Annotated in this window: 10 protein-coding genes; 7 read left to right on the top strand and 3 right to left on the bottom strand. The window is 60.4% G+C overall.

Annotated features, from left to right (window positions below; translation table 11 throughout):
* Window positions 1-253: 253 nt before the first annotated feature.
* Window positions 254-1,720, bottom strand: coding sequence for an aldehyde dehydrogenase family protein (locus OHL23_RS05640; RefSeq protein ID WP_263350795.1), 1,467 nt, complete (start codon window positions 1,718-1,720; stop codon window positions 254-256).
* Window positions 1,721-2,194: 474 nt separating this feature from the next.
* The gene (locus OHL23_RS05635) at window positions 2,195-2,425 is read right to left on the bottom strand and encodes a hypothetical protein (RefSeq protein ID WP_263350793.1); all 231 of its coding nucleotides are present in this window, start codon (window positions 2,423-2,425) and stop codon (window positions 2,195-2,197) included.
* Between the two features lie 372 nt (window positions 2,426-2,797).
* Between OHL23_RS05635 and OHL23_RS05630 the strand changes: the two genes are divergently transcribed.
* From OHL23_RS05630 to OHL23_RS05610, 5 genes are all read left to right on the top strand, one after another.
* The gene (locus tag OHL23_RS05630) at window positions 2,798-3,280 is read left to right on the top strand and encodes a hypothetical protein (RefSeq protein WP_263350792.1); all 483 of its coding nucleotides are present in this window, start codon (window positions 2,798-2,800) and stop codon (window positions 3,278-3,280) included.
* A 20-nt stretch (window positions 3,281-3,300) separates the two neighbouring features.
* Window positions 3,301-3,768, top strand: coding sequence for a DUF1648 domain-containing protein (locus tag OHL23_RS05625; RefSeq protein WP_263350791.1), 468 nt, complete (start codon window positions 3,301-3,303; stop codon window positions 3,766-3,768).
* A 260-nt stretch (window positions 3,769-4,028) separates the two neighbouring features.
* The gene (locus tag OHL23_RS05620; protein ID WP_263350790.1) at window positions 4,029-5,261 is read left to right on the top strand and encodes a TIGR03118 family protein; all 1,233 of its coding nucleotides are present in this window, start codon (window positions 4,029-4,031) and stop codon (window positions 5,259-5,261) included.
* Window positions 5,262-5,439: 178 nt separating this feature from the next.
* The gene (locus tag OHL23_RS05615) at window positions 5,440-7,584 is read left to right on the top strand and encodes a tetratricopeptide repeat protein (protein WP_263350789.1); all 2,145 of its coding nucleotides are present in this window, start codon (window positions 5,440-5,442) and stop codon (window positions 7,582-7,584) included.
* 41 nt (window positions 7,585-7,625) lie between these two features.
* The gene (locus tag OHL23_RS05610; protein WP_263350788.1) at window positions 7,626-8,678 is read left to right on the top strand and encodes an ROK family protein; all 1,053 of its coding nucleotides are present in this window, start codon (window positions 7,626-7,628) and stop codon (window positions 8,676-8,678) included.
* 96 nt (window positions 8,679-8,774) lie between these two features.
* Here the strand turns inward: OHL23_RS05610 and OHL23_RS05605 are convergent, their stop codons facing one another.
* Window positions 8,775-9,308: a hypothetical protein gene (locus OHL23_RS05605; RefSeq protein WP_263350787.1), complete on the bottom strand. Its 534-nt coding sequence runs from the start codon at window positions 9,306-9,308 to the stop codon at window positions 8,775-8,777.
* A gap of 181 nt (window positions 9,309-9,489) precedes the next feature.
* Here OHL23_RS05605 and OHL23_RS05600 point away from each other — a divergent pair, with 181 nt between their 5' ends.
* Entirely contained in the window at window positions 9,490-10,296 is an 807-nt protein-coding gene (locus OHL23_RS05600; protein ID WP_263350786.1) for a hypothetical protein, read from the top strand.
* Between the two features lie 72 nt (window positions 10,297-10,368).
* A complete protein-coding gene (locus OHL23_RS05595; RefSeq protein ID WP_263350785.1) occupies window positions 10,369-10,728 on the top strand; it encodes a PadR family transcriptional regulator in 360 nt (119 codons plus the stop codon).
* The last annotated feature ends 61 nt before the right edge of the window (window positions 10,729-10,789 follow it).

The raw sequence follows: 10,789 nt of genomic DNA, 5'->3' as shown, positions 1-10,789 counted from the left end.
AAAAATATTGGCTGTCGCGACATCCATAACCGGTTGAAAACAAAGAAACTTGCGTGTTCCTGCGGTTTCAGCGCATCGAAACGGATAAGGCAACTTTCTCGACGTCTCAAAGGGTGGGAAAACGTGTACCAGATACAGGTATGCGAGCCCTCACTTACCTCTGCGCTTTCCATGGACTTTCCGATCCCGGTTTCTTAGTCGCACCCGAAATCGGAATCGGAACTGGGCGGCAGAGTTTCGTCGATTGAGTGGATTACATTCCCGCCATCACCAGCATCCGAGGCTCGGTCATCTCTTCGATCGCCCACCGCACCCCCTCCCGGCCAAGGCCGGAATCCTTCACGCCTCCGTATGGCATTGGGTCAAGCCGCCACGTCGGCGTGTCGCCCACAATCACCGCGCCCACCTCCAGCTCGCGAAAAGCCGTCATAATCCGACCCGCATCCCGCGTATAAAGCCCAGTCTGCAAGCCATACCGCGAACGGTTCACCATCGCCAGCGCCTCTTCAAAATAGTCATACGGCTCGACAAGAACCACGGGACCAAAAATCTCTTCGTCATACACCTTCATTCCCGATCTTGTCCCGGTCAGGATGGTCGGCTGCAAAATGGAGCCATCCCGTCCGCCGCCTTCCACCAGCTTCGCTCCGCCTTCGATCGCTTCTTTCACCCAAGCCTCAATCCGATCCGCGTCCGCCGGGCGGATCACCGGCCCGATCTCGGTCGCCTCGTCCGCCGGGTTCCCACGCACCATCTTCGCCGCCCGCTCCACCAGCTTCCAGAGAAACGTCTGGAAAATCGTCCGCTCGACAAATACCCTCTGGACGCTGATGCAGCTCTGCCCCGCATACCCGAAAGCGCCAATCGCCACCCGATTCGCGACCGCCTCCAGAGCCTGACTCTGGTCCACATCCGACCCGCGCCAGTCCGAGTGCAGAATCAGCGCCGCATTCCCGCCCAACTCCAGCGTCACGCGCTTCCGGCCGCTCCTGGCCTTGAGCCCCCAACCCACCGCAGCCGACCCGGTAAAGCTCACCAGCTTCAGCCGGTCCTCGCGCTCCGCCAGCCACGCCGTGTCTTCGTTGGCCAGCGGAAGCACCGCCAGCGCCTCCTCCGGCCATCCCGCCTTCAAAATCACCTCACCCAGCGCCAGCGCGGTAAACGGCGTCTGAGGCGCAGGCTTCAACACCACCGGACACCCCGCCGCAATCGCCGGCGCGAGCTTGTGCGCCACCAGCATCAGAGGAAAATTGAATGGAGTAATCGCCAACACAGGCCCTACCGGAAAGCGCTGCACCAATCCCCATCGCCCTTCGTTGCCCTCCGTCAAATCCAGCGGAATCGACTCACCCCCCAGCCGGATCGCCTCTTCAGAAGCAGTCTTGAAGGTCAGAATCGCCCGCTCGACCTCAATCCGCGCCGTGCGAACCGGTTTGCCCGCCTCGGCGACAATCAACTGCGCAAACCGCTCCTTCTGCTCGATCAGCGCCGCGGCAATATCCTCCAGAATCTCCTTGCGCTTCCATCGCGGTAAAGCCCGCGTCCGCCGCACCGAAGCCACAGCGTGGGTCACCGCCTCCCGCGCGTCTTTTCGAGTGGCAACGGTCACCTTCCCCAGCAATCCCTGATCCCAGGGCGAGCGAACTTCCATCGCCTCACCATCGGTCCATTCCTTGCCACACAACAGAAATCCTGTCTGCGTTCCCGGCCGCATCTTCATCGCGAAAAACTCCTAACCATTCCGCTCCATCCTAAAGCCCGGGATAGGCCGCCGCGAAACTCTCAAGGGGCCTTGCAAGATCCTGACACGATCCACTAGAGCAACGCCTTAGGTAAGCCAAGGCTTCAGCCTTGGCATCTACGACCACTTGAATGAATTCTTACGTCGGGGACGGGATCGATCCCCGTCCACCGAGATCTCACAAGTCTGAGCCTCACGCCGTTCAAAATGAAATCTGAAGGCACAGCATAAAGAAGAAATCAGACTTCGGAATCGTCAAACATGGGCTCCCCGCTTGCCCCTAAAAGAATGCGCTTTGGGAGAGGTAGATTGTCAAAGTTATCTTGTACATTTGGCGGATTGACCACTGATCCACAACCCGATTACTCTTCGCCCATGCCTCCACGCTGGCCCATACTGTTATTTACGTTGTGCATCACCCATGTCTATGCACAACAAAGCTATGCGCAAAAGTTACCCGCTCGCGCCTGCGTAGCTTTCGCCTCCAACGGGGCCCTCGCTACCGGCCTTATTCGCGATCACAAGCTTGAGATACGACTCACAGAGCCAGACTCTCAACCGATAGCCCGCGAGATTGATGCCATCGATAACAACCAATGCGAAGAAGCCTTCAGCAAAGACGGAAAGTGGCTGGCCGTGGTTGTGCCAGATAGCAAACTCACCGTCGTAATCGTAGATCGTCAATCTGGTCTTCTTAAGAATCAGTTCGTCTCTGATTGGCTTCAATTGGGGCCTGACCTGCCAAGTGAGCCTGGATATGCATTCCGTTTCCTGCAAGGATTTCTCGCCGATGGCTCTTTAGTTCTTTGGCGATACAGTCCCTCTGATCCGTCGGCCGGCTGGAAAGTGAATCTTCATTTGCAACGTTGGAGCATTGACGGCGATCTGCTTTCCGACGTATCTCTGGGGCCCGTAGGGACGAGTCACGGCGGGCGAACGCCGGTTGTTTCGGAGACTCTGGGCAGAGTATGGCTGAATCCAACCGCGCTTTCGGATACCTGTCACCCGGGCGCTAGCTTCGATTTACCGCGAATCAATTACACGGATTGTTTAATCTTGCCAAAGGATAACGTAACGCTCCCGATGCAAGTGCCAAACACAAAGCAATTGATAACTACTACGACCGTAGACTATCGAACGGCCCAGAAAGCAGTTCTTTTCAATAGCTCCGGAGAGATTACTGCTTCAGTTAGCTTGCCCTTCTTCCCAAATCTATTCGGCCCCTTAGTACCAGATTGGTTTTATTCAAAGGCTCCAACCGTTTCACTCGACGGTCAGATTGCTGCCATAGGTCGCACCCGTGTCGCTTGGGTGCTTGTTGACACCGACCGCGACTGGGGCAGCGAAATTGACATTCTCAATCTCGATCCGCTCCATCTCATCACTACGCTCAAAACCGGCCAACGTGGCATTCAAGCCGTTGCCGTTGATCACCGCAACCACACCATCCGTTTAGTTGGCTTCTGGAGAAATCAGTGGCACGATCTGAGCTGGGACGAGAGCCACCCCGGCAAATGGGAGTCCTCTAAGATTCAATAATCGCAACAAGGACGACCCAAATGCGTAAATTCCTAATCGCCATCTCCGTAATCGCCCTCTGCATCCTCTGGACCATCACCATCCGCGCCACCACCGGCCCGGAAGCCTTGCCCAACCGCATCCCAACCCACTTCGACGCCGCCGGCAACCCCAACGCCTGGGGCTCTCCCAACGGCCTTTTCCTGCTCCCCGCAATCGCCACGGCCATCTTCCTCATCATCGGCCTCATCAGCCGGAAGCCCGAATCCTTCAACTACCCTGTCCGCGTCACCCTGCAAAACCGCGACCGCCTCCAGTCCCTCGCTGTCCAGATGACTGCATTCCTGCAGGCCGAAACCGTCTGCCTATTCCTCATCCTCCAGTTCGCCATCCTTCACGCCTTCCGCGCCGGGCATTTTGCGCTGCCGCCAGCCGTCATCCCAGTCGGCGTCGTCCTCATCCTGATCACCACCATCTCGCACATCGTAGCCATGCGTCGCTGCACGTAACCCCTCCGCCTGCTTCCCACCGCGTGCAAACCGCTCCGTCGCCTTCAGAATCCGCAAAATCCACAGACAATGCGATTACATCTCGCTGACATCTGCAGTACACCGCAAGCGATACGCTCGGTGAGGATTTTGCCTGCCCATCCCCGCACACAGGAAAAATCCAGCCATTGACCCAGCTCAGACCCGGCTCTGTCCGTCTCTGACCGGCCGATGTGCCAACACCCAGTCAGCGGGGCCTCACAGCTTCAGGAGATTTCGCTATGAAGAAGTACCCAGGACCAGGACTGGCCGCAGCAGCATCGCTCGCCCTGTCCATCTTGTTTGTTGGACCGCTCGCTCATGCCCAGCACTACAACCAGGTAAACCTCGTCGCCAACACCTCCGGCATCGCACCCGTAACCGACCCCAATCTCGTCAATCCCTGGGGAATGTCTCGCAGCTCCGGCTCCCCTTGGTGGATCTCCGACAACGGCACCGGCCTGAGCACCCTCTACAACGGCGCCGGAGCGATCACGCCCCTCGTCGTCACCATCCCCAAATCCAACCCGGCCAGCACCACCTTCCCCACCGGCACACCTACCGGAACCATCGCCAACAGCAGCACGACTGACTTCCTGCTGGCTCCGGGCGCACCGGCCGATTTTCTCTTCGCTACCATTGACGGCACCATCTCCGGGTGGAACCCAACCGTCGGCATACCCGCTGGCGGATCGCCGCCCTCCAAAACGGCCGTCATTGTCGTCAAAACCACAGACGGCTCCAGCTACACCGGCCTGACCTCGGCCATCCTCGATGGAAAGCGCTACCTCTACGCCGCCAACTTCACCAAGGGCAGCGTCGACGTCTACGACAACGCCTTCCACCGCATCCACCTACCCTCCACGGGCGATGGAGACCACAATCGAGACCATGATCGGGATCGTGACGACGAATCTGCAAGACCCTTCACGGACGATCGTCTTCCCCGAGACTTCGTGCCCTTCAACGTCCAGGCCATCGGTAACGACATCGTCGTCACCTTCGTCCTCCACCAGGAAGGACAGCCCTTCGAGACCGACGGCCCCGGCCTCGGCTTCGTCGACATCTTCTCCTCTTCCGGCAGGCTCCTCAACCGGCTTGAGCACGGCGACTGGCTCAACGCACCCTGGGGCGTAGCCCTCGCGCCGCTCGACTTCGGCGTCTTCAGCCACGATCTGCTTATCGGCCAGTTCTCTGGCGGCGGAACCACCGAGGGCAGCGGAACCATCGCCGCCTACGACCTCGCCACCGGCAAATTCCTCGGCCTGGTGCAAGACGCATCCGGCACGCCGCTCGCCATCAACGGACTCTGGGCCATCAGCCCCGGTAACAGCGCCAGCGCCGGCAGCTACGACTCAGCCAGTTCACCCGCCTCCGAACTCTATTTCACCGCTGGCCCTAACCACGGCACAGGCGGCCTCCTCGGCTACCTCTCGCCCGTTTCCACCGAACTGACCGTCGGCAACGACCAATAACCGCACTTCAACCCACCCGAAACGCGGAGAACTCCGGACTTCGATCTCGAAATTCCGGATTTCTCCCGTTTTAGCCACCATCGCCGCTCCCGTGCCCAACGCGGGAAATGCACGCCCGATTTTCCCAGAATCCCACTGATCAACCTCCAGATCGGCGAATACCCTCGATTCAGCCAGCATGTCCGCCGCAACCCCGCTCACCGCTCCGGCGCCCGCCCCGATATCTCTGCACCTTGAGACGGCCCGCCATCACCACGCCCACGGCCAGCTGCTCCAAGCTGCGGAGGCCTACCGCCGCGCGCTCGCAACCGACCCGCATTCGCAGGCCGCACTGCTCGCACTGAGCCTCATCGCCCGCCAGAGCCGCCAGCTTCCCTCCGCGATCAAGATGGCGCAAGCCGCCCTGGCCGCAGGTCCAAACTCCGCCATAGCCTGGGCCAACTACGGCGACCTCCTCGCTGCCGTCTGCCAGCCACCGCAGGCCCAAACCGCCTACCGTCGCGCCATTGCTCTCGATGCAAGCGTGGCTGCCGCGCACTTCGGCCTAGGCAACCTTCTCGCGCTTCAGGAAGACTTCCCCGCAGCGCTCACCAGCTTCCAGACAGCCTCCAACATCGCCCCAAACATCGCGGAGATCCACTTCGCCCGAGGCTTCGCGCATAGCAAGCTTGGAGCGCACTCGGAGGCCATCGCCGCCTACCGCCGCGCCATCACCCTCCGCCCCGGCTTCGCCTCCGCCTGGCTGAACCTCGGCGTCGAACTGATCGCCGACGGACGCGACCAGCTTGCCGCCCTCTGTTACAGCCAGGCGCTCAAAGCCTCACCGCAAAACACCCACACCCAGATCTCGGCGTTGCTCAACCTCGGCCACCTGGAGCGCAATCGCCGGCGCTACACCCAGGCCCGCGAACACTACGATCGCGCCCTGGCCCTCACATCGCCGACCCACCTGCGCTGCTCCGAGATTCAGGTCTCCTTCACCTATCTCCACCTGGAGCAAAAACAATTCCCCGAGGCTTGGCAATCGCTCCGTTTAGCGGAAGCAGCGCAGGCCGCCAACCCCAAACACAAGAACTCCGAAATCGCCAACGCCCGCGGCATCCTGCTCCTAGCCGAACTCTCCGCAACCGCAAACCCATATTCAAATCCAGACTCCTTCGAAGAGAAGATTACGCAGGCAATCGCTGCCTTCGAAGAAGCCGAGTCCCAGGGACACACCACCGCCCCATCCAATCGCGGCAACGCCCTGCTGCGCCTCGGACGCTGCGAAGAAGCTTTGGCCGCCCACGAATCCGCCGTCAACCTCGCGCCCCACCACCCCGGCGCACAATACAATCGCGCCCTAACGCAACTCCGCCTCGGCGACTACGCCCACGGCTGGCCTAGCTACGAGATCCGCTGGAGCTTCCGCGAAGTGCACCCTCTCCCCCATCGCTTCCGCCAGCCCCGCTGGCAGGGCGAGCCGCTGGGTCCCTCCGCGCGCCTATTTCTCTACGCCGAGCAGGGTCTGGGCGACACCATGCAATTCGTCCGCTATCTCCCTCTGGTCGTCGAGCGGCTAAGCGGCTCGCACCTGATCCTCGCCGTCCAAGCCCCACTCACCCGCCTGCTGGCAGCTTCCATTGCGCGCCTCACCGAACACCGCCCCAGCATCACCACAGAAATAATTGTCCTGAGCAATCACATCCCAGTCATCACGCACCACTGTCCACTCATGAGCCTTCCCGCAGTCTTCCAAACCACACTTCAGACCGTCCCGAACGCCATCCCATACCTCGAATCCGACCCGCAACTCACCTATAACCGCGCCCGCGAGTTTCCCCAGTTCCCCAATCTCCGCCCCATCGGAATCGCCTGGACTGGCAATCCCAACTACCGCGCCGACCACGAGCGCTCCACCAGCCTTGAAACCTTCCTGCCCTTGCTCCATATCCCCAACATCCGCTGGATCTCCCTGCAAAAAGGCGAGGCCGCAAACGAGATCCCCGCTACCCAGCAGACCATCCCCGCAGGCTGCACGCTTCTCGACGGCTGCTCCAGCGACCGCGACTTCGCCGACACCGCCGCGCTCATCGCCAATCTCGATCTGGTAATCACCACCGACACCGCCGTCGCTCACCTCGCAGGCGCACTCGGCAAGCCCCTCTGGCTCCTGCTTCCCTGGCAATCCGACTGGCGCTGGATGCAATCCCGCGCCACCACCCCCTGGTATCCAACCGCGCGTCTCTTTCGCCAGCCCTCCCCTAACAACTGGCCCGAACTCATTCGCTGCGTAGCCCACCAACTCGCCCTGCCTCCAAAGTCTCCATCTACCCTGCTGTGATACAACGAAATACGTTCGTATCTTTTTCCTCCCTGATTCGTATGCCCGTTCCCCCCACCCAGCCCGGCACCGCAGCCGTCCTCGTCTACGACGTAGGCGGCAGCCATATCTCCGCGGCTCTTTGCGATCAACACACCTACGCGCTCCACGGACTCTCCCGCGCTCCCTTGCCCGCTAGCAGCGAAACCAATGAGGGTCCGGGGCATTTCTCCGCAGCCAGCTTCGGGCGTCTCATCCACACCCTCGGCGAAGCCGCCGCGCACGCAGCCCAAAAGCCGCTCTCCAGTATCTCGGGCGCAGGATTGGCCATGCCCGGCCCATTCGACTACGAACACGGCATCAGCCAGATGACCCACAAGCTGCCCTCGCTCTTCGGCGTCGATCTCAAAGCCGCCCTGAGCACCCGCTTCGGCTGGCAGCCATCCCAAGTCCGCTTCGTCAACGACGCCGCGGCGTTCCTTCTCGGCGAAGTCGGCGCAGGCGCGGCCAAAGGCTACTCCCGCGCCATCGGCATCACCCTCGGAACCGGCATCGGTTGCGCCTTCGCAATCGATGGACACATCCCCATCCCATCCCACCGTCCCGGCGGCGACCCCACCGTTCCTCCCGGCGGCGAAATCTGGAACCTTCCCTATAACGGAGCCACAGTCGAAGACTTTGTTTCGACCCGCTTCCTTCGCCAGCAATACCTTGCACTAACCGGCCTCGAAGCCGAAGTCTCCGACGTAGCCGCGATTGCCCAATGCATCGACAACCAGCCCTGCCCGGCGCTCGATGCAACACTCGCCCAGCAGCCCGTCGCGGCTCAGCATTCCGCCCGGCCCGCTTCAGGCAAGGCGTCGAATGCGCCACTCAAGGCAGCCCGCCAGGCTTTCGCCGATTTCGGCCGCCACCTCGGCCTTGCGCTCAATCAGCACGCCGCTGCGTTTTCTCCTGAAGTCATCGTCCTCGGCGGAGGCATCAGCCGCGCCGCGCATCTCTTCCTGCCCGCAACCCGCAAAGCCCTCATCGGCTTCTCTCCAACCATCGTCGTGTCATCCCTGACGGACCAAGCCCCGCTCGTCGGCGCCGGAGTCAACTGGTTTTCTTCCTGATCCACTCAAATTGCCGCAAATGCAAAAGCGGCCAGGACTAAGTGAATCAAAGCCTGACCGCTCATTTTCCGAACTAATCTAGCCTAAAGTCCTGGCCTACCGTGCAAAGGTTATGTAATTGCGCCCCTCATACAGCCGAAAGCCTCCAGCCTCGGCTGTAACCTTCAACGGCATGGGCCGTTTCATCTCTTCGTCCTTGTGCGAACTTACCGTAAACAGATCATGTGCGCCTACATCGAGCACCACAAACTTATTGTCCGGAATAAATCCCACTCCATAGATTCCCGCAGCCAGATCATGCCCCTCGATCTTGATCGGAACCTCAGCAATAAAGTAAGCCTGATACTTCTGCTGCACATCCGACGAGTAACCGCTCGTATCAACTAAAGCCGACAACACAAAAAATCCATCCGCAAACTTCACGCCGCCCGAGTTACGCAGTTGCGTCGTCGCAGACTGGCCCTTGAAGTACACCGAAGCCGGAAGCAGCTTGGTGGCATCCGCAGCCGCCAGCACCGCATCGCCGCCCGCCTGTGCCAGCGCGCCAAATGTTCCGCCAATCACTCCAACCGCGATAAGTACCGCAATCGCCCATCGAACTAAGTCAAAACGCCCAAATCCCTTGTGCATTCCTATCTCCCGCACGGCAATCCACACAAAAACCCCTTATGATTCCGCCCTCGGAGTATATCCCAAACTCCCCGCTCCAGATTCCGGCCTGATGATTACTCTGTATGTGCCATTCAGACCGGAAAATTCCCGCGCCGTTCGCTAGCATCGTCTCGACGTTGGTTTCAGAAAGTTGCGCCCAATGCGAGCACCAATTCGAGCCGTGGCGATTTCCCTCGCAGCCTGCGGGTGCCTCTGCGTTCCAATGCTTACCCAGGAACTCTCCCAAACCACCTCTGATTCAGTTGTTCCCAACGCCCCTGCTCCGTCCTTCGCGGCCAGCTCCGGACCTTCGCAACCGCCTTCTTCCGATGCGATCTCCATACCTGCCCCCGCATCGGTCCCCGGAATTGAGCCCGGCACACCGCTCACACTTCATGACCGCTTCACGCTGGAAACTCACACCACCTTTAACCCCGGCGCATTCGCAGTTCCCGCCGCTGAGGCCGGAATCACCATGGCCCACCCGCCCGATCATTTCCCCCGCGAATGGAGTGATGGCCCCGGCGCTTTCGGCAGAATCTATGGCGCCACATTCGCCCGCCACACCACCGGAGGCCTGAGCCACTTCGCCGTCGCAGCAGTCTTCCGCGAAGATCCTCGCTACTACCCATCCGCCAGCACTAACCCGGTCGCGCGCTTCATCCATGTCCTCGCCTTTACCGTAATCGATCGCTCCGACTCCGGCCGCCGCACCCTGGCAATCAGTAACCTCTCGGGATCGCTTGCCGGCGGATTCGTCGGCATGACCTTCTATCCGGACGGCTTCAACGACACCACGCACGCCCTCCAGCGCTCTTCCCTCGAACTCGCCAACTTTGCCGGCCACAATCTCACCGCCGAGTTCTCCCCAGAAATCACGCGCATCCTCCACAAATTCCACTTCCCCGATCACCTCGCCGACGCCTTCCTGCCGCCCGATAGAAAAATCGCACAAAGCCAGCCCTGATAACTGCAAACATTTTTCCTCTTGACAATCAAGAGGAACCATAGTCTCCTCTTGTCTATCAAGAGGAGAGCAATGTCCGAATTCCTCGCAAAATCCCAGTCAAGCAATCCGAAACCAGGCGATCTCATCCAGGGCACCCTGGAAATGCTCATCCTGAAGACCCTGGCCCTCGAATCCATGCACGGTTACGGCGTCGCCCTACGCATCGAGCAGATCAGCGGCGGCGTCTTCCGCGTCAATCCCGGTTCGCTGCTCCCCGCCCTCAGCCGCATGGAGCGCGCCGGTCACGTGCAATCCGAGTGGCGCGCCACCGAGAACAACCGCCGCGCCAAGTACTACCAGCTAACCGCCCAGGGACATAAGGCTCTAAGCACCGAAACCAGCCAATGGCACCGCCAGATAGCCGCCATCAGCCGAATTCTGGAAGCCTGATGTCCATGAAAAATGCCTCGTTCGAACCCAAAACCGCTAACCAGCTAACCCGCCAACTCCG

The sequence above is a fragment of the Acidicapsa acidisoli genome (genome assembly GCF_025685625.1).
Taxonomy (GTDB): domain Bacteria; phylum Acidobacteriota; class Terriglobia; order Terriglobales; family Acidobacteriaceae; genus Acidicapsa; species Acidicapsa acidisoli.
This window is presented reverse-complemented; position numbering and strand designations above follow the sequence as displayed.